23 protein-coding genes and 1 pseudogene are annotated in these 22506 nt (G+C 59.2%); 8 read left to right on the top strand and 16 right to left on the bottom strand.

The annotated features are described in order from the left end of the window. The 9 genes from ACOYXG_RS14090 to ACOYXG_RS14050 form a co-directional block, all read right to left on the bottom strand. Positions 1 to 1323, bottom strand: a complete 1323-nt coding sequence (locus ACOYXG_RS14090; RefSeq protein ID WP_096796550.1) for a transporter — start codon at positions 1321 to 1323, stop codon at positions 1 to 3. 45 nt (positions 1324 to 1368) lie between these two features. After that, complete coding sequence (locus ACOYXG_RS14085) at positions 1369 to 2115, bottom strand: hypothetical protein (RefSeq protein ID WP_027612700.1); 747 nt, start codon at positions 2113 to 2115, stop codon at positions 1369 to 1371. Between the two features lie 44 nt (positions 2116 to 2159). After that, positions 2160 to 2840, bottom strand: a complete 681-nt coding sequence (locus ACOYXG_RS14080; RefSeq protein ID WP_027612701.1) for a C39 family peptidase — start codon at positions 2838 to 2840, stop codon at positions 2160 to 2162. Between the two features lie 63 nt (positions 2841 to 2903). After that, a complete protein-coding gene (locus ACOYXG_RS14075) occupies positions 2904 to 3905 on the bottom strand; it encodes a hypothetical protein (protein ID WP_007964628.1) in 1002 nt (333 codons plus the stop codon). A gap of 73 nt (positions 3906 to 3978) precedes the next feature. Beyond that, on the bottom strand, positions 3979 to 4551 hold the full coding sequence (locus ACOYXG_RS14070) for an adhesin (RefSeq protein WP_336836490.1): 573 nt from the start codon (positions 4549 to 4551) through the stop codon (positions 3979 to 3981). Position 4552: 1 nt separating this feature from the next. After that, positions 4553 to 5002 (bottom strand): hypothetical protein, encoded by a 450-nt coding sequence (locus tag ACOYXG_RS14065; RefSeq protein WP_027612703.1) that lies wholly within the window; start codon positions 5000 to 5002, stop codon positions 4553 to 4555. 335 nt (positions 5003 to 5337) lie between these two features. Next, positions 5338 to 5862 (bottom strand): AAA family ATPase, encoded by a 525-nt coding sequence (locus ACOYXG_RS14060; protein ID WP_460352335.1) that lies wholly within the window; start codon positions 5860 to 5862, stop codon positions 5338 to 5340. Further along, entirely contained in the window at positions 5859 to 6422 is a 564-nt protein-coding gene (pnuC, locus tag ACOYXG_RS14055) for a nicotinamide riboside transporter PnuC (protein ID WP_258679683.1), read from the bottom strand. Before pnuC ends, ACOYXG_RS14060 begins: the two co-directional genes overlap by 4 nt. Before the next feature lie 168 nt (positions 6423 to 6590). Continuing rightward, positions 6591 to 8225, bottom strand: a complete 1635-nt coding sequence (locus ACOYXG_RS14050) for a methyl-accepting chemotaxis protein (RefSeq protein ID WP_414889070.1) — start codon at positions 8223 to 8225, stop codon at positions 6591 to 6593. Positions 8226 to 8529: 304 nt separating this feature from the next. On the opposite strand from ACOYXG_RS14050, the gene ACOYXG_RS14045 reads away from it, so the two are divergent. Both ACOYXG_RS14045 and ACOYXG_RS14040 read left to right on the top strand, forming a co-directional pair. Continuing rightward, positions 8530 to 9360, top strand: a complete 831-nt coding sequence (locus ACOYXG_RS14045; RefSeq protein WP_027612707.1) for an undecaprenyl-diphosphate phosphatase — start codon at positions 8530 to 8532, stop codon at positions 9358 to 9360. Further along, positions 9357 to 9785 carry a DUF1294 domain-containing protein gene (locus ACOYXG_RS14040; protein WP_041064418.1) on the top strand — a complete coding sequence of 143 codons (429 nt, stop codon included), beginning with the start codon at positions 9357 to 9359 and terminating at the stop codon, positions 9783 to 9785. The genes ACOYXG_RS14045 and ACOYXG_RS14040 overlap by 4 nt, the downstream gene beginning before the upstream one ends. Before the next feature lie 115 nt (positions 9786 to 9900). Here the strand turns inward: ACOYXG_RS14040 and ACOYXG_RS14035 are convergent, their stop codons facing one another. Together ACOYXG_RS14035 and ACOYXG_RS14030 are read right to left on the bottom strand one after the other, a co-directional pair. Next, complete coding sequence (locus ACOYXG_RS14035) at positions 9901 to 10260, bottom strand: MmcQ/YjbR family DNA-binding protein (protein ID WP_460352331.1); 360 nt, start codon at positions 10258 to 10260, stop codon at positions 9901 to 9903. Next, positions 10257 to 11165 (bottom strand): LysR substrate-binding domain-containing protein, encoded by a 909-nt coding sequence (locus ACOYXG_RS14030; RefSeq protein WP_007964611.1) that lies wholly within the window; start codon positions 11163 to 11165, stop codon positions 10257 to 10259. Before ACOYXG_RS14030 ends, ACOYXG_RS14035 begins: the two co-directional genes overlap by 4 nt. Before the next feature lie 125 nt (positions 11166 to 11290). Here ACOYXG_RS14030 and ACOYXG_RS14025 point away from each other — a divergent pair, with 125 nt between their 5' ends. Both ACOYXG_RS14025 and ACOYXG_RS14020 read left to right on the top strand, forming a co-directional pair. Further along, entirely contained in the window at positions 11291 to 11902 is a 612-nt protein-coding gene (locus ACOYXG_RS14025) for an FMN-dependent NADH-azoreductase (RefSeq protein WP_027612710.1), read from the top strand. A 238-nt stretch (positions 11903 to 12140) separates the two neighbouring features. Further along, positions 12141 to 13178: an alpha/beta hydrolase family protein gene (locus ACOYXG_RS14020; RefSeq protein ID WP_027612711.1), complete on the top strand. Its 1038-nt coding sequence runs from the start codon at positions 12141 to 12143 to the stop codon at positions 13176 to 13178. Between the two features lie 124 nt (positions 13179 to 13302). Here the strand turns inward: ACOYXG_RS14020 and ACOYXG_RS14015 are convergent, their stop codons facing one another. The 3 genes and pseudogenes from ACOYXG_RS14015 to ACOYXG_RS14005 all read right to left on the bottom strand — a co-directional run. After that, positions 13303 to 14490: an MFS transporter gene (locus ACOYXG_RS14015; protein WP_460352328.1), complete on the bottom strand. Its 1188-nt coding sequence runs from the start codon at positions 14488 to 14490 to the stop codon at positions 13303 to 13305. Between the two features lie 215 nt (positions 14491 to 14705). Then, positions 14706 to 16292: an ABC-F family ATPase gene (locus tag ACOYXG_RS14010; RefSeq protein WP_027612713.1), complete on the bottom strand. Its 1587-nt coding sequence runs from the start codon at positions 16290 to 16292 to the stop codon at positions 14706 to 14708. A 12-nt stretch (positions 16293 to 16304) separates the two neighbouring features. Beyond that, a pseudogene (locus ACOYXG_RS14005) lies at positions 16305 to 16532 on the bottom strand (site-specific integrase); the annotation flags it as partial. 156 nt (positions 16533 to 16688) lie between these two features. Here ACOYXG_RS14005 and ACOYXG_RS14000 point away from each other — a divergent pair. Both ACOYXG_RS14000 and lpxO read left to right on the top strand, forming a co-directional pair. Further along, positions 16689 to 17156, top strand: a complete 468-nt coding sequence (locus tag ACOYXG_RS14000) for an anti-virulence regulator CigR family protein (RefSeq protein ID WP_460352326.1) — start codon at positions 16689 to 16691, stop codon at positions 17154 to 17156. Between the two features lie 447 nt (positions 17157 to 17603). After that, positions 17604 to 18503 carry a lipid A hydroxylase LpxO gene (gene lpxO, locus ACOYXG_RS13995; RefSeq protein ID WP_027612715.1) on the top strand — a complete coding sequence of 300 codons (900 nt, stop codon included), beginning with the start codon at positions 17604 to 17606 and terminating at the stop codon, positions 18501 to 18503. Between the two features lie 145 nt (positions 18504 to 18648). On the opposite strand, the gene ku is transcribed toward lpxO, so the two are convergent. Further along, entirely contained in the window at positions 18649 to 19521 is an 873-nt protein-coding gene (ku, locus tag ACOYXG_RS13990) for a non-homologous end joining protein Ku (RefSeq protein WP_027612716.1), read from the bottom strand. 189 nt (positions 19522 to 19710) lie between these two features. On the opposite strand from ku, the gene ACOYXG_RS13985 reads away from it, so the two are divergent. Both ACOYXG_RS13985 and ACOYXG_RS13980 read left to right on the top strand, forming a co-directional pair. Then, the gene (locus ACOYXG_RS13985; protein ID WP_346650300.1) at positions 19711 to 20052 is read left to right on the top strand and encodes a hypothetical protein; all 342 of its coding nucleotides are present in this window, start codon (positions 19711 to 19713) and stop codon (positions 20050 to 20052) included. 52 nt (positions 20053 to 20104) lie between these two features. Continuing rightward, entirely contained in the window at positions 20105 to 21250 is a 1146-nt protein-coding gene (locus tag ACOYXG_RS13980; protein ID WP_097087366.1) for a PQQ-dependent sugar dehydrogenase, read from the top strand. A gap of 144 nt (positions 21251 to 21394) precedes the next feature. Here the strand turns inward: ACOYXG_RS13980 and rimI are convergent, their stop codons facing one another. Next, complete coding sequence (rimI, locus tag ACOYXG_RS13975; protein ID WP_414889075.1) at positions 21395 to 22504, bottom strand: ribosomal protein S18-alanine N-acetyltransferase; 1110 nt, start codon at positions 22502 to 22504, stop codon at positions 21395 to 21397. Between the last annotated feature and the right edge of the window lie 2 nt (positions 22505 to 22506).

The raw sequence follows: 22506 nt of genomic DNA, 5'->3' as shown, positions 1-22506 counted from the left end.
TTAGAAGTAGTACGGGAATTTCAGGCTGAAGGAGAAGTCCGGGGCATCGTCGGTCATGCCGATCGACAGGTTGGGCACGATGGTCAGGTTATCCGTGGCGGCAATGGTCATGCCGACGTTGAAGTAACCGGCGTTGGCGTCACTGGACACCACCGATTGCCAATCACCGCCATCCTGTTTCAGCTTGCTCTTGCGTTGCACCAGGTCAGACACCGAGAACGACATACTCATCTTTTCGTTCAGAGCGAACGCAATACCGGCGCCGATCTGGAAGCTGTCGCCAATCTTTACCTTGCCCGGGTTTTTCTGGTTGACGGTCGAACTGATGTCGTCGAACGACTCCTCCAGGTTGTGGGTGTAGGACAAGCTGCCGAACAGCACTGCCGGGTCGAACGTCTTGACCAGCGAAACCCCGGGTGTGATCGACCAGACACCGTTACCGGTTGGCAGCGTGTCAGGCACGAACAGGTTGGAGTTGGCGTCGGTCTGGCGCAGTTTGATGCCGAACGGATCCTTGCCGGTTGGCGCCTTGACCCGCAGGGTGACCACGGCGTCCGGCGTGTTGACCGACTCGTCGAGGAACTTGTACGCGATGCCGAAGTTGACGTCGCCGAGGGTTGGATCACGCGAAACATCCTGTTCCGTCGTGACGTTGGATGCACCACCGTTGCCGCCGCCGGACTGGTAGGTCGATTCGCGGTAAACCACCGGCACGTTCACGTCGAACTGCCAACGGTTGTCGAAGTTGTAGCGCCCGGTCAGGTCCAGCGTCCAGGTGTCGGCCTTGATCCGGTCGAGGTTGATGTTGCCCAGAAAGATCGAGTCCAGCGCGAGGAAGCCGTTGAGGATCAGTTGCCGGGTGTCGTAACGCGAGTAGGTCACACCGGTTTCAAAGCTGAATTTACCGCCGCCGAAGAAGCCGCTGGCCTCGTCGTAGAGGTTGGACACGCTCTGTGCCGGTTGCGAATCATCGGCCAGCGACTGGCCGTAAGAAGCGCCACTGCCCCCGGCCGCGCCCCCCGACGCTGCTGCGGCACCGGTACCAGGCGCTCCGGTACTGGTAGCGACTTTTGGATTGCCTTTCATGTCAGACGGCGACTTGGCCAGGCGTTTGGGTTGCGGGGCCGCCGGTTGATCCTCAACCTGACGGACCCGTTGTTCGAGCACCGCCAGGGCCTTTTGTTGTACTTCGTATCGTTGCTTCAGCTCCAGAAGTTCCTGTTTCAGGGTCTCCACATCTGCGTCGGGTGCTGCTTGCAGCATCGCCGCAGGTAGAAGAGTACTCAGACATACAGCGGCACGCAGTGATACTGATCGATACATGAATAAGCCGTCCCTTTAAGCCCAATGATCGAGACTCAGCGTAGTTCAATATCCGATATTGCGTAGTGCCCTGAGTTGAGTCAGGTTGCAGTCCAGTGCGCCGGGGCTGATGCCGTTATTGTTAAGCACAACATTGAGTTGGGTCATGTTGTTGACCACGTTGGCGCTGCCGAGCAAGCGGGTGTTCTGCAGCAGGCCACCCTGGGCCACTTGTTGCAGGGCGGTGCCTTGATTGCCCGAGGCCTGAATGGCCATTTGCACGCCACTGTTGGTGGCCGAAACGGCGACACTGCCGGCGGCATTGCTGGCCCCGATGGTCTGCCCGGCCATCAGCGCCTGGCCTTGTGCGGGTGCCAGCGGAGGAGGGGTGTTGGCTTCTTTTACATTGATGGCCACATTGTTGCTGGCGGTGTTGCCGTCGCCAGCGGCGCGTACGCTTTGGGTCACGCCCTGGCTGCTGTTGAGTGCCGCGCCACCAATGACATTGCCAGTGCCCGGAGTCGGGGTGCTGCCGTTGCCCTGTTCCTTGATGGTCGAGACATAGAATTCCGGTTTGATCGTGGCGGCCTGGATTTGCATCGACGTCGCAGCGCCGATCAGATCACCGCTGGCGTTGCGCCAGGTACTGCTCATGACAATGCCGAAGCTGATGATCCGCCCCGGCATGACGTAACGACCACGAAGCTGGGACAGCTCCTGATCCTGAACTTCGATGGGTTTGAATCCTGCATTGGCATAGCCTGACGCGCTCGCTGCCAGGCAGGCGGCGGCCAGCCAGTATGAGGTTTTCATCTGCTGCTCCCGGGACATCCAGCCCCATTCTTTATAATCGGCGATTAAAAGAAGTCGCTCTGTATGAACCCGAAGTCCATCAATTCGGCATCTCTGACAGGGTTGAAGTTATCCAGCTTGTTCTTCGCGGTCAGCGGGGTCGGCGGCATGCGCAATGCATTGGTTTTGTCATAACCGGGGCCGACGATGGCGAAGACGATGCCGTTCCAACCTTTGACAAAGTCATCATGGGCGTAGCGTTTATGGCCTAAGACGGGATCTCCGATATAAACCCAATCCTTGTCCGAACGCTGCAGCACCACGAAATGCTTGTAGCCGCGAATTTCCATCAGTACCACCACCGGGATGGTTACGTCGTCGAGTTTATCCGGTGGAATCTTGTAGCCCCTGGCGCGCATGCCGATGCTTTCTATGTAGCGTTTCATGTCCAGCATGGAGAAACCTTGAGTACGCACAAGGTCCTGGTCAGCGTTGACCAGCATGCCTTTGATGATGTGCTCTTCATCGACGTCGAGCCAATAAGCCTGGCGCAGTACCGTGGCCAGCGCGGCGGCGCCGCAGCTGAAATCGGTTTTTTGTTCGACGATGTCGGCAAACTTGCGTTCACGAATGCTTTGCACGTTCTTGTAGACGAGTACGCCGCCGGGCAGGGCAGCGACGGGCATCTGGGCAGCCTGGGTCAGGCCGGACAGGCAAAGCAGGGCGATAAAGGCAGTCTTACGCATGATCGATACGCCTTTGCGGACTGAGGAAAAGCCCCGTTTCCGGGGCTTTCGTTTCGATCGCGATTACATGCAGGCTTTGCAACCTGCAGCGATGGACAGCGAGTTGCTTTGTTGGTTGCCAACACCGGCGGCGTTGTTGTAACCAGCGTTACCGGAGAAGTTGTTACCAACGTTCGAGATGTTCGCGTTGTTGGTCACAGGGTTTTTCCAGCCATCAGGGGTCAGCACTTGTTGAGTGGTGACGCCAGCCAGGCCGAAGACACCGACAGCTTCGAAGGTGGCTTTCTGATCTTTGCTGCCGCCGTTACCGCCATGGCCGCGATCGTTGTCGCCATAGCCGCCACCGCCGTGGCCTTTATCACCTTCGATGGTAGCCTTGCCAACGGCAGCGAACGCGCCGACGGCGGCCACGGTGCCGGTGAGGGTATCTTTTTTGTAGGTTTGAGTGCCGTTATTGGACACAGTCAGGCCAGTGGAGCTTTGGTTCGCAGCAGCAGCAGCGTTAGCTACACGACCACCCGATACAGCAATAGCCAGGTTGTTTTTCTGTTGGTTGAAGTTGCCGGCACTGTTGTTCACGCCAATGTTGCCGGAACCGCCGTTACCCACGTTGTTGAGGTTGGCGTTGTTGGTTGTCGAGTAGTTGGCAACCGCGTTGTTGTTGTTGACCTGAGTGGCGCTGGAGACAGATACCGCGCTGCCGAAGATAAAGCTTTCGTCGGCAGTCGCCAGTGCAGCAGCGTTGTCTTGCTGGTTGCCATCGCCGGCGGTGTTGTTCATGCCGACGTTGCCGTTGGTGCCATTGGCCGAGTTATTGACGTTGGCATCGTTTTTGGTGCCTTGGTTGCCCACCAGGTTGCCATCGCTGTTCTGCGTGTCGAGTACGGCAGCCCCGGCGCCGGCTCCGATTTGCAGAAGTTGTTCCAGGGTAGGGCCTTTGGGTTCATGGTTGCCATGGCCATTGCCGTGCCCGTTACCATGATCATTGCCGCCTGCCTGAGCCGCCATTGCCATTACTGCTGCAAGTGCGAAAACCAGTGGTTTGAGAGCCATTGTAGGTTTCATGGTGTTTCTCCATCGTGCTTATTAGTTGGTTAAGTGTTGGTACTTTCTAATTGCACTGCTTTTGTTGTTTGGGTCAGTCAGCGACCCGGATGCTCAGGGTGTTAGCCATACGGTTCCCCACCCCGGCACTCTGGTTCACCTGAATCACCCCTCGGCTGCCGGTGAAGGCCTGATCACTTGTCGTGACCTGGCGACTGCCGGGTGAGGTGCCAGTTGCTCCTGAGCTCGGTAAAAGCGCCACGTTCTGTTGCGACAGGGCGCTGTCGTCAACGCTTTGCGGGGCAGCACTGATGCTGACGCGCGTCACGTTGGCCATCTGGTTGTTGGCCCCGGCGCCCTGGTTCACGCCCAGGATTCCGTTGCCATTACTGAAAGAGTTGCCGCCAATGGTGGCGCTGGAGTTCGTTGAAGGGTTGGCCGGTGTATCGATGTGCTGCCGGACGTTGGTGGTAGCACTGGCCGAGGTGCCAATGGCGATGGCTTTGGTATTGGTTTGTTGCATCTGGTCGCCAGCAGCCTGGTTGACGTTGTAGTTGCCGCGGTACTGGACGCCGGTGTCCTGAATGTTCGCGTTATTGACCGAGTCGGGGGCGGCCAGCGCCTGGACGCAGCCGAAAAGGGCAAGTAAAAGAAGGGAACGATTCATCTCATTGCCCTCCGGCCATGCGGGTCAGCGGAGCAAGACCGGAACTCATCGCACGGTTGACGGTGTTGGAAATCGAGCCGCCCGCGCCACCGCCGTGACCGCCGCCCATGCCGGGCAGGCCGTTGGGATTGGTCAGGGTGTTCATGCCAGGCATGTTGGCGGTGGGCGTGGTGATATTGCCGCGAATCGAAGCGCCACTGGCTACACTGGCAAATTCACCGTCATTGAGCTCGGTGCTGGTCATCGCCTGATTGATGCGAGCCGAAGGGTTGGCATTGACCGTGGTTGGGTAGGGGTCCTTGCCACCGCTGCGCCCGATAGGAATGGGCTGAACGTCGCGGTTGAGAACGATCACGCCATTGCCTTCGGCCTGAACGTTGAAACTGATGAATGTGCTGGCGGCTGATCCAATCAGCAGAAGGCAGGTCAGGCCTTTATTGATATTCCCCACGGCGGCAATTCCTTCTTCAGTGGGCTGGCTCTTGTCAGCGTTGGGAAGGAGAGAGCGAAAGCTGTGCCGCTTTTGAGTTGTCTATTGTTTTCAACGGGTTGGCGCTGCGGCACGCAATCTTGATACATAACCTGTTTCAGCGCTGAAACAGTCACGCCGACAGCGGCGGGGGCAGGGGCGGTGCAAAGCTCTGGAACAAGGGTTTGCCGGGGACTGTTTCACCGGCGTAACAGATACCCTTTCAGAATGATGAAGGCCATTTAAACGGCTGCTTTGCGCGGGGTCGGGTGTTTCAAGAATGGACACTTGGGCTCCGAAAGGAGCTGTTTGCCAAGTCAATCAGCCATTAAACGCGCCACTGCTTCGAAAGCCTGAGACCGCCGCTCATCCCAATCGCCCTGAATGATCTGCAGCGGTTGCCGTTGTTGTTCCAGCCAGTCGCGGGTGGCCTGAAAGAACGCCATGCGTTGGCTGAGTTGCGGCTGGCAGCGTTGGCCGTCGTCGGTCCAGTCGATCTGCTCCGGCGACAACAGCAGATGCAGGTCGTAATGCCGGGCCAGCAGCTCGGGTTCCAGCCACGCCGGGCAGTCGCCAAACAGGGTCTGGCTCCAGAGGATGTTGCTCAGCAAATGGGTATCGAGAATCAGCAATTGCGGTTGCTGCGCCCGCGCCTGATCTTCCCATTGCAGCTGCCCACGCGCGATGTTGGGGATGTCGTTGAGGCAGGTATCGCGTGGATTCTGCTCGATGAACCAGCGCACGTATTCGTCCACCCGCAGGCCGCCGAAGCGCGCCTGAAGGCCAGCGGCCAGCCAGCTCTTGCCCGTGGATTCCGGGCCGGTGAGGACAACTACCTTCATCGCTGCAACGCCGGATCGGCGCGCCATTCGCGCCAGCCTTGCACAGCAATCAGGGTGAACAGGGCATACAGCGCGGCGGTGAGGTACAGACCCTTGTACAGGAACAGACCAACGAAAATCACATCCAGCACGAACCACAGCGCCCAGCATTGCAGGCGTTTCTGCGCCATCCACAATTGCGCAACCAGACTGAACGCCGTCAGCGCGGCATCGAGCCACGGCTGCGCCGCGTCGGTCCAGTGCGCCATGGCCGCACCCAGCAGCAGACTGCCGAGGGCGCCTACGCTCAGACCGAGCAGGATCGAGCGCCGATCCAGACGCGTGACTTCACGGCCGTCATGCATCGTCCCGGCGCGGGTCCACTGCCACCAGCCGTAGACTTGCAGCGCGGCGTAAATCACTTGCAGCAACATGTCCGAGTACAGCTTCACGTCGTAGAAGATCCAGCTGTACAGCAACACCATGACCAGGCCGATCGGCCAGCACCACGGATTCTGTTTGACCGTCAGCCAGACGGCGATCACACCGAGGGCGGCGGCAAACAGTTCAAGCCCGGACATGGGGGTTCCTTGGGGGAGTGCAAGAAGGGGCGCAATTGTACCCAAAAACCTTGAATGACGAATAACCCTGTGGGAGCGAGCCTGCTCGCGAAAGCGGTATGTCAGCAACGCAGATGTTGACTGACATTAAGCCTTCGCGAGCAGGCTCGCTCCCACAAGGGTGAGGGGTCAGACGCGGAACTGGCGCAGAAGCTGGTTCAGCTGTTCACTCAACTGCCCAAGCTTTATGCTCGCCACACTCGACTGCTCCGCCGCCAGCGCCGTGCTGTGAGACAGGCCGGCCGCCTGCGTGACGTTCTGGTTGATGTCCTCGACCACATGCGCCTGTTGCAGTGTGGCGCTGGCAATCGAGGCATTCAGGCCGTTGAGATTGCGCAGGGCCTGGCCGATGGCATTCAGGCTCGCGCCGGCCAATCCCGCCTGTTCGATGGTCAGTTGCGAGGCCTTGCTGCTGTCGCCAATGACTTTCACCGCCGCTTCGGAATGATTCTGCAGGCGTTCGATCATGCTCTGGATTTCCGCCGTCGACTTTTGCGTGCGCTGCGCCAGCAACCGTACTTCATCAGCCACCACCGCAAAGCCCCGGCCCTGTTCCCCGGCGCGGGCCGCTTCGATGGCCGCGTTGAGCGCCAGCAGGTTGGTCTGCTCGGCAATCGAGCGGATCACCTCCAGCACACTGCCGATCTGCGTACTTTCGGCCGCCAGGGTGCGAATCACTTCGACCGCTTGGTCAATGGTTCCGGACAACTTGTCGATCTGTTGCAGACTGCCGTCGATGTTGATCTGGCCCTGCTGCGCCTGAGCTTCGGCATCGCGCATTTCAGCGGCAGCATGTTCGGCATTCTTCGCTACGTCCTGTACGCCGTAGGTGACTTCGTTGATTGCGGTTGCGACCAGTTCCATCTGCTGCGATTGCTGTTGGCTGCGCTGCTGGGCCTGAGTCGCATCGTTGCCCAGTTCACTGGACGACTGACCCAGCGCACTGGCCGAAACCTGCAGGTCACCGATGACCCGGCGCAACTTGGCGGTGAAGGCGTTGAAGTGATGCGCCAGTTGCGTGACTTCGTCCTGACCGTGGGTGTCGAGGCTGCGGGTCAGGTCGCTCTCGCCGCTGGCGATGTTGGCCATGGCGTTCACGGTTTCCTGCAACGGACGGACGATGCTGCGGGCAATCAAAATCACCAGCAAGGCCATGATCACGGCAATCACCAAACCAATCACCGAAGCCTTGATTAACTGCCCCCGGAACTCGCTCTGCACATCATCGACGTAAACGCCCGAACCGAGCACCCAGCCCCACGGCTCGAACAATTTTACATAGGAGGTTTTCGCCACCGGTTCGCTGGCACCGGGCTTGGGCCAGCGGTAATCGACCATGCCCGCGCCTTTGCTTTTGGCGATCGCGACCATCTCGTTGAACACCGCGAAACCGTCTGGGTCGCGGATCGCCGAGAGGTTCTGGCCTTCGAGTTTGGGGTTGGTCGGGTGCATGACCATCACGGGGGTGAGGTCGTTGATCCAAAAGTAATCGCTCTGGTCGTAGCGTAGGCCACGAATGGCGGTCAACGCCTGTTTCTGCGCGGCGTCGCGGGTCAGGGTGCCGGCGGTTTCCAGGTCGTGGTAGTAACTCAGCAGGCCGCTGGCGGTCTGCACCACATGCTGGGTTTTCTGCGCCTTGGCGTGGTACAGGTCATCGTGGATCTGCTTGAGCATCAACACGCCCAAGGTCAACAACATGACCACGGCCACAATCAAAATGAGCCACAAGCGTCGGCTGATCGACACACTGCGCAAGCTGTTCATAACGCTGTCACTCCGATTTCTTTTTCTTGTAATAAATCAACGCCAGCATCCAACCACGTTTGGGTGGTCAGGCATACGCGACCCAAGTCGAATAACGCCGCAGCACTATTAAGGCTTGTCTGTTAGGATTTCGGCCCCGCGCGTGAAAACCTGAATCCAAATTGATATTTCACGGAATTTTGACCGTTTCGTGTGGATGCTGTGTGCGCGGAATCGGTACAGCTACAAACAGCTACGCTGATCGCAGTGAACGTAAAAAAATACTATCGGGGCATGCCTTTGTGCATCGCTCTTTGGGGGACTGATGGATCTTTGGACCGCCTTGCAGGCACTGATTCTTGGAGTTGTAGAGGGGCTGACGGAGTTTTTGCCCATTTCCAGTACCGGACACCAGATCATTGTTGCCGACTTGCTCGACTTCGGCGGCGAACGGGCCATGGCGTTCAACATCATTATTCAGCTCGGCGCGATCCTCGCGGTGGTCTGGGAGTTTCGTCGCAAGATTCTCGACGTGGTGATCGGCTTGCCGACCCAGCCGAGTGCGCGGCGTTTTACCGCCAACCTGCTGATCGCGTTTCTGCCGGCGGTGGTGCTGGGGGTGATTTTTGCCGACCTGATTCACCAATACCTGTTCAATCCGATCACTGTCGCGACCGCGCTGGTGGTGGGCGGTGTGATCATGCTGTGGGCCGAGCGTCGGCAACATGAAGTGCACGCCGAAACCGTGGACGAGATCACCTGGAAGGACGCGCTGAAAGTCGGTTTCGCCCAGTGTCTGGCGATGATCCCCGGTACCTCGCGTTCGGGCTCGACGATCATCGGCGGCCTGCTGTTTGGCCTGTCGCGCAAGACTGCGACCGAGTTCTCGTTCTTCCTGGCGATGCCAACCATGGTCGGTGCGGCGGTGTACTCCGGTTACAAGTATCGCCATCTGTTTGTGCCGGCGGACTTCCCGGTGTTCGCCATCGGTTTCATCACCGCGTTCATCTTCGCCATGATCGCCGTGCGCGGTCTGCTCAAGTTCATCGCCAGCCACAGCTATGCGGCATTCGCCTGGTACCGGATTGTTTTCGGTCTGGTGATTCTGGCGACCTGGCAGTTCGGCTGGGTCGACTGGTCGGCGGCCAAGCCATGAGTGATTCCCGCGCGCGCCGCCCGGACGGACGCCCGTCCGGTGGCGGCATTCAGCATCTGAAACTGAAACTGGCGGTGCTGCTGATCGTGTGCGCGCTGCCGCTGTTCGGCTCGCTGTCGATGTGGCTGCGCGGCATCTCGCTGGTGCCGTTGACCGCTTATGGCGTGGTCAGCGTACTGGCGTTTTTCATGTACTGGGCAGACAAGCGCAAGGCCCGCGCCGATGCGTGGCGCACACCGGAGAACATCCTGCATGCGCTGGAACTGGCCGGCGGCTGGCCCGGCGCGCTGATCGCCCAACAGGTATTCCGGCACAAGACGCGCAAGGTGTCGTTTCAGATTCTGTTCTGGGTGATTGTGGCGCTGCATCAGGTGTTCTGGATCGATCAGTTGTTTCTCGGTTCGAACCTGCTGTCACTGTTCTGAATCACCACAAATCCTCCTGTAGGAGTGAGCCTGCTCGCGATGGCGTCGCATCAGTCAAGGAGATGTCGACTGACACACAACTATCGCGAGCAGGCTCACTCCTACAGGATCGGGTTTACAGCAGTAATCCGATTTGGGTTTTCTTGGGCAATTTGCCTACCACCAATTGATGCGAACGCGTCAGTAATCCCTGCAGCTCCTCGGCACCCAGCGGGTAGGGCGGGTGCATGATGATCCACTGCGCCCGCGCCAGATAAGGCGCAGGGTGAATACCCGGGCGGTCGCAATGGCCGAGAAACAGGTCCTTGTCGACCTTGAACGCCAATGAATCCCCGCGCAGCCCTTGCAGGGCAAACATCTTGTTGCCGGCAATCGAGAACACCCGCACGCCGCCCCATTTGTAATCCTCCTGCGCACCCGGCAAGGCCAGGCAGAAGGCGGCGACATCCGCTTCGTTCATCTTTCCCTGTTTCATAACAACCGCTCCCCACACGCATTGAACGATTCGACCAAGTGATCGATCCACGCCCGCACCGCCGGCATCACCCCGCGTCGATGCGGATACACCGCCTGCAACCAGCCGCCGGGCAACGACCACTCGGGCAGCAATTGCACCAGCGCGCCGCTCTCAAGGTCGGCTTCGCAATACATCATCGGCAGCAGGGTAAAACCCTGGCCAGCCAGCACACAGGCCTTGCGCACGATGAAGTCATCGATGCCCAACCGCGCCTCCATGTTCAGTTCGACGCTGTTGCCTTGCTCATCCAGCAAGCGCACATGCACCATGCGATCGGCCTCCAGCGCGCCGAGCACCGGCAGGTTCTTCAAGTCCTGCGGATGAGTGATGGTTTTGCCCTCGACAAAGGCCGGGCTGGCCACCACGACCATTTGCGCCTGGCGCAGACGCCGGGTGACCAGCAACGGATCTTCATCACCGAGTTCGCGCACACGCAACGCAACGTCGAAACCTTCGGCCACCAGATCCACCCGGCGATTGAGCAGCACGACCTCCAGTTGCACCTGAGGGAATTTGCCGAGGAATTCGCTGATCACCCACGGCAACATTTCCCGCGCTAGACCGGTCGGGCACGACACCCGCAAGCGGCCGCGTGGCTCGCTGGACATGCTGGCGACCGCTTCGTCGGCCATCTCCGCTTCCAGCAACATCGCCTGACAGTGGCGCAAGTAGCGTTCGCCAACAGCGGTCAGGTTCAACTGGCGCGTGGTGCGTTGCAGCAGACGGGCGCCGAGGCGCTCTTCGAGTTCGGCAATGCGTCGTGACAGTCGAGACTTGGGAATGCCCAGCAAACGCCCGGCTGCGGCGAAGCCACCGGCCTCGACCACCTTGGCGAAATAGTAGAGATCATTGAGATCCTGCATGAAAAGTCCACCGTTCTATCAGTGGGACGAACTATCGCATTGTCGGCGGCTAATCAGCTATTGGTTTCTTCCGTAGGATTGTCTCCATTCCGTCGCCGCCGGCGATTCTTTACAGGAGATTCCACATGAAACTGCTGCACATCGATTCGAGCATTCTGGGCGACAACTCCGCTTCCCGTCAGTTGAGCAGCCAAGTCGTCAAAGCCTGGCAAGCCGCCGAGCCAACCGCCGTGGTCACCTACCGTGACCTGGCCGCCGACGCCATCAGTCACTTCTCGTCGACCACCCTGGTGGCTGCCGGTACCACCGCTGAACTGCGCGACGCCGCACAACAGCACGAAGCTGAACTGAGCGCCTCGACCCTGGCCGAATTCATCGCTGCCGACGCCATCGTCATCGCCGCGCCGATGTACAACTTCACCGTGCCGACCCAGCTCAAGGCCTGGATCGACCGCGTCGCCGTTGCCGGCCAGACTTTCCGCTACACCGAAGCCGGCCCTGAAGGCCTGTGCGGTGGCAAGAAAGTGGTGATCGTCTCCACCTCCGGCGGCATCCATGCCGGTCAGGCGAGCGGCATCGCTCACGAGGAATATCTGAAGCTGGTATTGGGCTTCCTCGGCATCACCGACATCGAAATCGTCCGTGCCGAAGGTCTGGCCTACGGTGATGAAGTGCGCAACAACGCGATGAGCGCTGCTCAGGCGAAGATCAGCGAGCAGTTGTTCGCCGCCGCGTAAGCATTGCGTAAAGACCAGCTGCCGTTCAGGTAGCCCCTCAAAAAACTCTGTATTCTGGTTCTGCAAGGGCCAGATGCGGAGTTTTTTGTTTCTGACTGTTGCATAATCTGGCCCGGGTTATGCAGTCAAACGATCAACGTCTGAGTGCACCGTTGCGCCGGATCTCCGAACCTCAGGGTTTGGGGCGTGTCGGAACACAAAGGATCTTTCGATTGAGTAACACAGGGTGGGCCATCCCATGATGCGTCTTTGTGCAACGTTACTGATTTGCCTGCTCGGCAGCCTCGGTTCAGTGCATGCCGCGCCCGGGCGACACCCTGTCTGGAGTGTCGGTTACCACGAAATGACATTCCTTGATCCGCTGGATCTGCAACCGATGCGCGCCATCGCCTTCTATCCTTCCAGCGACCGCGAACATAGCAGCCTGCTTGAGGGTTACACCGTCGAGGCCGGCGCTGACACCAAGGTGGCCATCGGTCGTTTTCCGATGCTGATGCTGTCTCACGGCAACACCGGAACGCCGCTGGCGCTGCATGACCTCGCCACCTCGCTGGCACGCAAGGGCTTTGTGGTGGTCGCGGTGATTCATCCCGGCGACAACTCCAAAGACCACAGCCGCCTCGGCACCCTGAGCAATCTGTATGGGCGGCCGATCCAGATTTCCGAAGCGATCACCGCAACCCTCGGCGACCCGATGCTCTCGCCGTTCGTCAACGCCGATCAGGTCGGGGTCATTGGTTATTCGGCCGGTGGCGAAACCGCGTTGATTCTCTCCGGCGCGCAGCCGGATCTGGATCGCCTGCGCCGCTACTGCCAGGAACGCCCGGACGACCATGATGCCTGCAACACCCAGGGTGAACTGATCGTCGACCGCGACGATTTGCAGCCAGTGGCCGATTCGCGCGTGCATGCCTTGCTGCTGATGGCGCCGCTGAGCCTGAAATTCGGCCGTAGCACCCTGGCGGATGTGCATGTGCCGGTGCTGCTGTACAGCGGCGATGGCGACAAACTGGTGGCCTTCGACAAAAACGCCGCGGCTCTGGCGCGCAAACTGCCGACCGCGCCGGACTTCAAGTTATTGGCCGGGGCAGGGCACTTCGTATTCATGGCGCCGTGCAACGAAGAGCAGATCCGCGCCATGCCGGCGTTGTGCACCGACGCCGACGGTGTGGATCGCGAAGACATTCACCGCAACCTGATCTCCGAGGCCGGGCAGTTCTTCTCGCGCACGCTGGGCAAGCCGAGCCGGGCGGGGATGCAGACCGCGGATCAATAAACGACTCAATCCCCCCCTGTGGGAGCGGGCTTGCTCGCGAATGCGATAGATCAGTCACTCTATATTTTGACTGACCCACCGCCTTCGCGAGCAAGCCCGCTCCCACAGTGATTTGTACGAAATTTCAGGATGTCGAGTGGCGCTTGAGTAGCAAGGTCAACCCCAGCCCGATCACCGACAACAGCGCCGCACTGAAGAAAATCCACGCATACCCCAGATTCAACGCCACCGCGCCCATCAACGGCCCGGCAATCGCCAGCGCCAGATCAAAGAACACCGCATAAGCCCCCAACCCCGAGCCACGGCTGGAACTGGGCACCTGCTTGATCGCCTCGACCCCCAGCGCCGGATACACCAGCGACAAGCCAAACCCGGCCAGTCCCGCGCCAATCAGGGCGAATGCGGTAGAGGGCGCGAGCCACAGCAACACCAGGCCGACGGTCTCGATGGTCATGCAGGCGATCGCCGAATTGAAACCGCCAAAGCGGCTGATCGCCGAAATGAACAGCAGCCGCGACAGGATGAAACATACGCCGAACACCGTCAGGCAATACGCCGCGCCGCTCCAGCCACGGTTGAGGTAATAAAGGGTGATGAAGGTGGTCAGCGTGCCGTAACCGATCGACGCCAGAGTCAAACTGGCCCCATACGGTGCAATCCGCCCGAACACCGCCCAAAAAGGCAGCCGTTCACCGCGTACCACCGGCACCGAGGGTTTATTGCGGATCAACACCAGGGCGCCCGCGGCCAATATCGACAAGGCGATACCCAGGCTGGCAAAGCCGTAGTCGGCGACCATCACCACGCCCAGCGGTGCGCCAATCGCTATTGCGCCATAGGAGGCAATGCCGTTCCAGCCGATCGACCTCGCCGTGTGTTCGACGCCGACCTGGCCCATGCACCAACTGATGGTACCGACCCCGATCAAGCCCTGTGCCACGCCGAGCAGCAGGCGCCCGACGATCAGAATGATCAGGCTCGGCATCGGGAAGTCCTGCAACAGCGTTGAGATCAGCGTCAGCAGCCCGCTGAGCACAATCCCCGACAAGCCAAAAACAATCGCCCGTTTGGTACCCAGCGTATCCGACATGCGTCCGGCCATCGGCCGACTGAGCAGGGTGGCCAGATACTGCGAGCCGATGACCAGCCCCGCAATAATGGCGCTGAAACCCAGCTGCTCATGCACATAACCGGGCAGTACCGCGATCGGCAGGCCGATGCACAGGAAGGCGACAAAGGTGTAAAACACGATGGAGACGATCTGCAGGGTGATCGCCAGGGAGCTTTGCGGAGGCGGTTGCTGCGCAGACATGTGGACTCGTTCGCGGGCGGCGGTGGGAGAGTGGGCATCATGGCTGGGCGCTGGAATAAAAGGAAGCAGGCTAACTATTTTTCCTGGAGGCGGTGGTGTTTTCGAGGGCCTCTTCGCGAGCAGCACAAAATCACTATCCCTTGAAATGCAAAAAGCCCCGTCACAAGGACGGGGCTTTTATCTTGCAGCTAGCAGCTCAATACTCGAAGCTGCTCTTAGAACACCACACCCTGACTACGCAGGTAGTCATCGTAAGTGCCGCTGAAGTCAGTCACGCCGTTGGCGCTCAGCTCGATGATGCGCGTAGCCAGGGACGATACGAACTCACGGTCGTGGCTGACGAAGATCAGCGTGCCCGGGTAGTTTTCCAGCGCCAGGTTCAGCGCCTCGATCGATTCCATGTCCAGGTGGTTGGTCGGTTCGTCCATGATCAGCACGTTCGGCTTTTGCAGGATCAGCTTGCCGAACAGCATGCGACCTTGCTCACCACCGGAAATCACTTTGACCGACTTGAGGATCTCGTCGTTGGAGAACAGCATGCGGCCCAGAGTGCCGCGAATCATCTGCTCGCCCTGAGTCCACTGACCCATCCAGTCGAACAGCGTCACGTCGTCTTCGAAGTCGTGCGCATGGTCCTGAGCGTAGTAGCCCAGTTCCGCGGCGTCGGTCCACTTGACGCTACCGGCATCCGGGGTCAGTTCGTTGACCAGGGTACGCAGCAGGGTGGTTTTGCCGATACCGTTCGGGCCGATGATCGCTACGCGCTCGCCCGCTTCAACCTGGAAGCTGAAGTCTTTGAACAGTGGCTTGCCGTCGAAGCCTTTGGCCATTTTTTCGACCATGACCGCCTGACGGTGCAGCTTTTTGTTCTGCTCGAAGCGGATGAACGGGCTGACGCGGCTGGACGGCTTGACCTCGGCCAGCTGGATCTTGTCGATCGCCTTGGCGCGGGAAGTGGCCTGTTTGGCTTTCGAGGCGTTGGCCGAGAAGCGGCTGACGAACGATTGCAGCTCGGAAATCTGCGCTTTCTTCTTGGCGTTGTCCGACAGCAGTTGTTCGCGGGACTGGGTCGCCACGGTCATGTACTCGTCGTAGTTGCCCGGGAACAGGCGCAGCTCGCCGTAATCCAGGTCAGCCATGTGCGTGCACACGCTGTTCAGGAAGTGACGGTCGTGAGAGATGATGATCATCAGGCTGTTACGCTGGGTCAGAACGTTTTCCAGCCAGCGAATGGTGTTGATGTCCAGGTGGTTGGTCGGTTCGTCGAGCAACAGCACTTCCGGATCGGAGAACAGCGCCTGCGCCAGCAATACGCGCAGTTTCCAGCCTGGCGAGACTTCGCTCATCGGGCCGAAATGCTGTTCCAGCGGAATACCCAGACCCAGCAGCAGTTCACCGGCGCGGGATTCTGCGGTGTAGCCGTCCATCTCGGCGAACTCGGTTTCCAGCTCGGCCACGGCCATGCCGTCTTCTTCGCTCATTTCCGCCAGCGAGTAGATGCGATCGCGCTCGGCCTTGACCTTCCACAGCTCTTCGTGACCCATGATCACAGTATCGATCACGGTGAATTCTTCGTAGGCGAACTGGTCCTGGCGCAATTTACCCAGACGCACGTTCGGCTCAAGCATGACCTGACCGCCGGATGGATCGAGGTCGCCGCCGAGGATTTTCATGAAGGTCGACTTGCCGCAACCGTTGGCGCCGATCAGGCCGTAGCGGTTACCCGCGCCGAATTTGACCGAAACGTTTTCGAAGAGCGGCTTGGCGCCGAACTGCATCGTGATGTTAGCTGTGGAGATCAATTGCTTTACCTATCAATGGGTTGCGAGCCGCACATTTGGCGCTTGGGCCATTTCTGGGGCATTTTGGAGCGTTTTCTTCCCGACCCGATCAGTGCTGGCGGTAAGCCGGCAGGCGTGGGGCGAGAGCAGCATCTGGACGCGGTGTCCAAGCTGTTGGGCAATAAAGGCGGGATTCATGCCAGACATTGCGCGCATTGTCGCATAAGTCATGCGGCAGTTGTATGGCGGACGCTGACGAACCGGCAGGCTGCCTGCATCGGGGAACGCAAAATGCGCGTTCACGTAGCGGTTTATCGAATTCATGAGTGTCGATGCGGACTTCCAACAATCATGGGAGGGACTAAAACTCCCGATATCGTCTACATTTCATCAAGGAATTCCGATGAGAGGACGGTCATGTTTAAAAAACGCTTACTTGTTGCGTCTGTTGCTTGTCTGGCCTTGGCGGTGAGTTCAGTAACCGCACTGGCCGATCCGGGAAATGGTAATGGTAATGGCAAAGGGAACGGCAAGGGCGGCTCCCAGAACAGTCAGGGTCACGGCAATCAGGGTGGCAAAAACAAAGGATCCAACTCGGGCAACCGGGACTATGCACCGGTGATCGATCGAAGCGGTGTGCTGGGCGTGCTCAACGGCTACAGAGACTACTGGAGCCCCGGTCCGGCACTGCCTCCCGGCATTCAGAAGAATCTGGCGCGCGGCAAGCCGTTGCCGCCGGGTATCGCCAAAAAACTGGATGGGAGACTGGCGGGGCGCCTGCCTCATTACGACGGATATGAGTGGCAGCAGGCGGGCACCGATTTGATCCTGGTGGCGATTGCGAGCGGGCTTATTTACGAAGTGCTGAATGGCGCTTTCGATTAATCGGTTGCCGGTTCTAAGGCAGCATCTCCAGCAAAGGCCGCGCCGAAGGTCAGGTAACGGATCATGACGGCGGGGCCCTTAGGCAGCATGGCGTCCATGGTCAACCTATCGGACTCGACCACAATATCGTCCGTGGGCACGGCATAGCGACCTCGGTCGAAGCGTATTCCAACCTTTGTTTTTGTTCTGCGTCAGCACTCCTGCACCTGCACGAGCGTATTGTCGCGCCTGCCGTTTGGCAGATTCTGCGGACAGTTTTTAACAGATCAGGTTCACCATTGGTTACAAAGTATGGCTAAAATGCCATCCGATTACCCAATAGCCGCTAACGGCATGGGCTCAAGGAAGTGCCACCGGGATAGTATCTGTATTCATGCCACTGCATAGACCCTGGGCCTCCGGCCGGCAGGCGCGCAGTTTGTTCACTTTTGACGTGTGACGATTTCCGTGAAACTCATCATTGCCGCTATTTATGTCATTTCGATTGCATACGTTCACCTTCGTGGCCGTGTGCGTCACAAACTGGGCCGTCAATTGAGCGATCACTCGACGTTTCTGGCCCCGATCAACTGCTTCCTTTACCTGTTTTCGAAGAAGCCGAACAAACCGTATCTCGATCCGTCCGAGTTTCCGGACCTGAGCCCGTTGCAGGCGCATTGGGAAGAAATTCGCCAGGAAGGGCAGGATCTGCTGCGTGCCGGTGAGATCAAGCGCTCGAATCAGTACGATGACGTCGGTTTCAATTCGTTCTTCAAAAGTGGATGGAAGCGTTTCTACTTGAAATGGTACGGCGAGAGCCATCCGTCGGCGATGAAGCTGTGCCCGCGCACCACTGAGCTGGTGCAGAGCATTGGTTCGATCAAGGCCGCAATGTTCGCCGAGCTGCCACCGGGGTCGAAACTGGTTCGCCACCGTGACCCGTATGCCGGTTCGTACCGCTACCACCTGGGTCTCGACACGCCGAACGACGCCGGTTGCTACATCAATGTCGACGGCGAGAGCTACCACTGGCGCGATGGTGAAGCGGTGATGTTTGATGAGACTTACATCCACTACGCCGAAAACACCACCGACAAGAACCGCATCATCCTGTTCTGCGACATCGAGCGCCCGATGAAATATCGCTGGGCGGCGGCGTTCAACAGCTGGTTCAGCCGTACCGTGATGTCCGCGGCCGGTGCGCCGAATGACGCTGGTGACCGCACTGGCGGGATCAACCGCCTGTTTACCAAAATCTACAAGGTTCGCCTGCGCGGTAAAGAGCTGAAAAAGCGTAATCGTGCGCGTTACTACATGGAAAAGTGGGCGATATTTGGCGGTTTGCTGGCGATCTTCATTTTGATCTGATTGCTGTACCGCGCCTGTTTATGTCATCGCCAGCAGGCCAGCTCCTACAGTGGAATGTGAGTTCAGGAACGATCGCATTTCAACTGTGGGAGCGATGAGTCTCTCAAAGCCAACCTGTCAGCTTCCTGACAGGAACCGCATCTGATTACTCCCCCGAGGCCTTTTTGGTCTTTCTCGCCGGGGCTGCCTTACTGGCAGGCTTTTCTTTTGCCTTCGCTTTGGCCGGCGCTTTACCGCCCAGGCTGCGTTTAAGCAACTCGGTCAAGTCGATAACATCCGCAGACTTGCGCTCCTCCTCGCCACCCACGGTCTCGACATCCTCGATCTTGCCTTCGTGGGCCTTTTTCTCGACCAGGGCCATGATCTTGTCTTCAAACTCATCCTTGTAGTCCTCCGGGCTCCAGTCCCCGCTCATGTCCTGCACCAGACGTTTAGCCATGTCCAACTCGCCCTTGGCCAGTTGCGGTTTGGTCACTTCGCTGCCCAGCTCCAGCTCATCAAGGCCGCGGACTTCCTGCGGCCAGCGCAGTTTGACCAGCACCAATGCTGATTCCAGTGGCATCAGTGCCGCCAGATATTGCCGAGTGTGCAGGACGACGCGGGCGAGGGCGACCTTGTTGGTTTTGCTCAATGTTTCACGCAGCAAGGCGTAGACCTTGCCGCCGCGTTTGTCCGGGGCCAGGTAATAAGGCGTATCGATGTTCTGCAGCGGGATCTGCTCGGCATCGACGAAGGAGAAAATGTCGATGGTCTGAGTCGACACCGGGTGCGCCGAGCGGATCTCTTCCTCGCTGAGCACTACGTAGCGACCTTTTTCATAGGCCACACCTTTGACGATGTGCTCCTTGGTGACTTCCTTGCCGGTGACCTTGTTTACCCGTTTATAACCCACCGGATCCATGCTGCGGCTGTCGAGCCAGTCAAAGTCCACGCCGTGCGAAGAGGTTGCCGACACCAGCGCGACAGGGATGTGTACCAGTCCGAAACTGATCGCGCCTTTCCAGATTGCCCGAGCCATGGTGAGTTCTCCAAGTGATGATCAGGTGACCTGTGGCGCAGTGCGAAAGTTTCCGGCATTTGCGTGGCGCGCGGCGTTGCCGGTCAAGCCGTGTTACATCTTGTTTAAGGGCTACGGGTTAACAAATCCGAACCCGGGGCGTAGCGTGGACTCGAAGGCTCTATCACCTGTGCATCGAGAGGCCACCCCATGAAACGACTACTGCCAGGCATTATCGCTCTGCTCCTTGGGGCAGGTCTGGCGCATGCCGGCGTCGCGGCACCGTCCGCGCCGCTGGTGCTGGCGCAAAGCCCAACCGGTACCAACAACAATCCCTACAACAGCCCGATCCGCCGGGCCAATCCCAACAGCATGCAGGGCACGCAGCCCAGCGCGCCGGCGATTCGCGGGCCGAATACCGTGCCGGCGCCCAGTACGCCCACCGTTGGTAACGGCGGGATTGGCAATGGTCAGCAGCAACGCTCGGTGCCGAGTACGCCGCCCAAATTCATCCCCAACCCACCGCCACGCGATGGAGACAGCAACCGTTGAACGGCGGGACTGCGTCCCTGTCAGCCTTTGAAATGAACAAAAGGAATCGTGCATGTTGCGTAAAACCCTTCTAGCCACGCTGTGCGCCGGCGCGCTGATCAGCGCTCCAGCTTTCGCCGCTGCTCCACAAGAGTTGCAAAGCGAGCAGGGCACCCTTGAAGTCACCACGATTACTCAAGGCCTCCAGCACCCTTGGGCGCTGGCGTTTCTGCCGGATCGTCAGGGCATGCTGGTGACCGAGCGCCCGGGAGCCCTGCGGCTGATTACAGCCGACGGCAAGCGTTCCGAGCCCATCAGTGGCGTGCCGAAGGTCTGGGCCAAGGGCCAGGGCGGTTTGCTCGACGTGGTGCTGTCGCCGGACTTCAAACAGGATCGTCTGGTCTATCTGTCCTACGCCGAGGGCGGTGGTGCCGGGGACAAGGCCGGTACGGCGGTGGGGCGTGGGCGGCTGTCGGATGACCTGAAGACGATCAGCGATTTCAAGGTGATCTTCCGTCAGGAGCCGAAACTCTCGACCGGCAACCACTTCGGCTCACGACTGGTGTTCGACCGCGACGGTTATCTGTTCATCACCCTGGGCGAAAACAACGACCGACCGACCGCGCAGGATCTCGACAAGCTGCAGGGCAAGGTCGTGCGGATCTTCCCCGACGGCAAGGTGCCGGATGACAACCCGTTCGTGGGCCAGTCCGGCGTGCGTCCGGAAATCTGGTCGTACGGCCAGCGCAATCCGCAGGGCGCGGCGCTCAATCCGTGGAATGGAACTATCTGGGAAAACGAACACGGCCCCCGTGGCGGCGATGAGGTGAACATCATTGAGCGCGGCAAGAACTACGGTTGGCCGCTGGCGACCCACGGCATCAACTACTCGCTGCAACCGATCCCGGAAGCCAAGGGCAAGAGCGTCGAGGGCGCGGTTGACCCACACCATGTCTGGGAAAAATCACCCGGTGTCAGCGGAATGGCGTTCTATGACGCTGACCGCTTCAAGCCTTGGCAGCAGAACCTGTTTATCGGCGCGCTGGTTAGTCAGGAGCTCATTCGTTTGCAGTTTGACGGGGACAAGGTGGTGCACGAGGAGCGTTTGCTGGGCGACTTGAAACAACGAATTCGCGATGTACGGCAGGGGCCGGACGGGTATCTGTATGTGCTGACGGATGAGCAGGATGGTTCGTTGTACAAAATCGGTCTGAAATAACTTCACTTCAGACACTGAGTTTCAACTGTAGTGAGGGGATTTATCCCCGATGGCCTGTGCAGCAGGCCCTTAAAAATTCAGGAGGGCCCGCTTCGCGCCATCGGGGCGGTGCGACGTTTCGCTAAATCCCATCACTACAACGGGTCAGCCAGAGATTTCATTCCGGGCATACAAAACCACCGCCGCGCGCAATTTCCCACGCCCAAACCGGCTCATCTTCTCAAACTCGCCATGGCTGACCGGCACATGCTGGCAGTCCATCGGCTGACGATGCTGGCTGTGATCGACATCCGGATCGTGCAGATACACAAAGTCTTCATCGCAATCGGTGACCACCACCCAGTGCGGTGACTTGGAACGGGTCAGGCGATAGCTGCTGATCAGCACCAGAGGCTGTCCGCCAGCCTGTAACAACTTCGGCAAATCCAGGTGGGTGCCAATCTGCCGATCGATGTCGGTTTCGTGCATTTGCGCAGTGAACTCCTCGTGCACCAGGCGCATGACGTCTTTTTTATGCTCATCGCGCACGCCATCGAGGAACAATGGTCCGGCCATACTCAGCTGCAAACGCACCTTAAAACCCCGTCGCCAGGCCGCCAGTGCCAAGCCCTGGGGGCTGCAGCCACCATGGCCGGAGGTCATGAACACCGTGGTCGCTTCACGCCAGATCTGCAATTCCTCACGCCGCTCCAGCAAGCGCTCAGGTTGCAGCGCGCCCATGGCCATCAGCAGGCAAGCCGGGCCACAGGTAAATTCAGTGGTTTGCGGGTAATAGGGCACCTTGATGTTGCGCGAGTCACGGTGCTGAACAATGCGCTTTTCCAGACGCAACGCATCGGCGTGGTCTTCGTAGTAATCGTGAATCAACGCAAAGCGTCGGTAGCCGTTGCGCTCGTAAAGCGCGATGGCGGTGGGGTTGTCGATACGCACTTCAAGGCGCAGGTATGCGCAGTCATGCTCGACGGCGCAGGCCTCGATACGTTGTAGCAACTGTTTGCCCAAACCGCTGCCGCGAGCCTCGCCAGCAATGGCGATCGAGTACAGGCGCGCCAGCGAGGTGCCGCGATGAAACAGCACCAGTGCGTAGCCGAGCAATCGACCGTCAAGCTCGGCCACCAGCAATTGCGCGTGGGCGCGAGTGATCATCCATTGAAAGCTGCGGCTGGTGAGCCGGTCGGTGGTGAAACATTGCATTTCCAGGGCCAGCAGCGCTGGCAGATCTTCAACTACCGCCAAACGAAAAACAGCATTCATAT

The sequence above is a fragment of the Pseudomonas sp. G3-39 genome (assembly GCF_054790485.1).
This window is presented reverse-complemented; position numbering and strand designations above follow the sequence as displayed.

Excerpts from the sequence above, each read along its gene's own strand:
- ku (WP_027612716.1), bottom strand. The coding sequence starts at position 19,521 with ATGGCTCGGGCAATCTGGAAAGGCGCGATCAGTTTCGGACTGGTACAC.
- ACOYXG_RS14025 (WP_027612710.1), top strand. The coding sequence starts at position 11,291 with ATGAAACTGCTGCACATCGATTCGAGCATTCTGGGCGACAACTCCGCT.
- ACOYXG_RS14080 (WP_027612701.1), bottom strand. The coding sequence starts at position 2,840 with ATGCGTAAGACTGCCTTTATCGCCCTGCTTTGCCTGTCCGGCCTGACC.
- rimI (WP_414889075.1), bottom strand. The coding sequence starts at position 22,504 with ATGAATGCTGTTTTTCGTTTGGCGGTAGTTGAAGATCTGCCAGCGCTG.
- ACOYXG_RS14030 (WP_007964611.1), bottom strand. The coding sequence starts at position 11,165 with ATGCAGGATCTCAATGATCTCTACTATTTCGCCAAGGTGGTCGAGGCC.
- ACOYXG_RS14085 (WP_027612700.1), bottom strand. The coding sequence starts at position 2,115 with ATGAAAACCTCATACTGGCTGGCCGCCGCCTGCCTGGCAGCGAGCGCG.
- ACOYXG_RS14050 (WP_414889070.1), bottom strand. The coding sequence starts at position 8,225 with ATGAACAGCTTGCGCAGTGTGTCGATCAGCCGACGCTTGTGGCTCATT.
- ACOYXG_RS14035 (WP_460352331.1), bottom strand. The coding sequence starts at position 10,260 with ATGAAACAGGGAAAGATGAACGAAGCGGATGTCGCCGCCTTCTGCCTG.
- ACOYXG_RS14070 (WP_336836490.1), bottom strand. The coding sequence starts at position 4,551 with ATGAATCGTTCCCTTCTTTTACTTGCCCTTTTCGGCTGCGTCCAGGCG.
- ACOYXG_RS14040 (WP_041064418.1), top strand. The coding sequence starts at position 9,357 with ATGAGTGATTCCCGCGCGCGCCGCCCGGACGGACGCCCGTCCGGTGGC.
- ACOYXG_RS14060 (WP_460352335.1), bottom strand. The coding sequence starts at position 5,862 with ATGAAGGTAGTTGTCCTCACCGGCCCGGAATCCACGGGCAAGAGCTGG.
- pnuC (WP_258679683.1), bottom strand. The coding sequence starts at position 6,422 with ATGTCCGGGCTTGAACTGTTTGCCGCCGCCCTCGGTGTGATCGCCGTC.
- ACOYXG_RS14020 (WP_027612711.1), top strand. The coding sequence starts at position 12,141 with ATGATGCGTCTTTGTGCAACGTTACTGATTTGCCTGCTCGGCAGCCTC.
- ACOYXG_RS14000 (WP_460352326.1), top strand. The coding sequence starts at position 16,689 with ATGTTTAAAAAACGCTTACTTGTTGCGTCTGTTGCTTGTCTGGCCTTG.
- ACOYXG_RS14090 (WP_096796550.1), bottom strand. The coding sequence starts at position 1,323 with ATGTATCGATCAGTATCACTGCGTGCCGCTGTATGTCTGAGTACTCTT.
- ACOYXG_RS14015 (WP_460352328.1), bottom strand. The coding sequence starts at position 14,490 with ATGTCTGCGCAGCAACCGCCTCCGCAAAGCTCCCTGGCGATCACCCTG.
- ACOYXG_RS13980 (WP_097087366.1), top strand. The coding sequence starts at position 20,105 with ATGTTGCGTAAAACCCTTCTAGCCACGCTGTGCGCCGGCGCGCTGATC.
- ACOYXG_RS13985 (WP_346650300.1), top strand. The coding sequence starts at position 19,711 with ATGAAACGACTACTGCCAGGCATTATCGCTCTGCTCCTTGGGGCAGGT.
- ACOYXG_RS14075 (WP_007964628.1), bottom strand. The coding sequence starts at position 3,905 with ATGAAACCTACAATGGCTCTCAAACCACTGGTTTTCGCACTTGCAGCA.
- ACOYXG_RS14045 (WP_027612707.1), top strand. The coding sequence starts at position 8,530 with ATGGATCTTTGGACCGCCTTGCAGGCACTGATTCTTGGAGTTGTAGAG.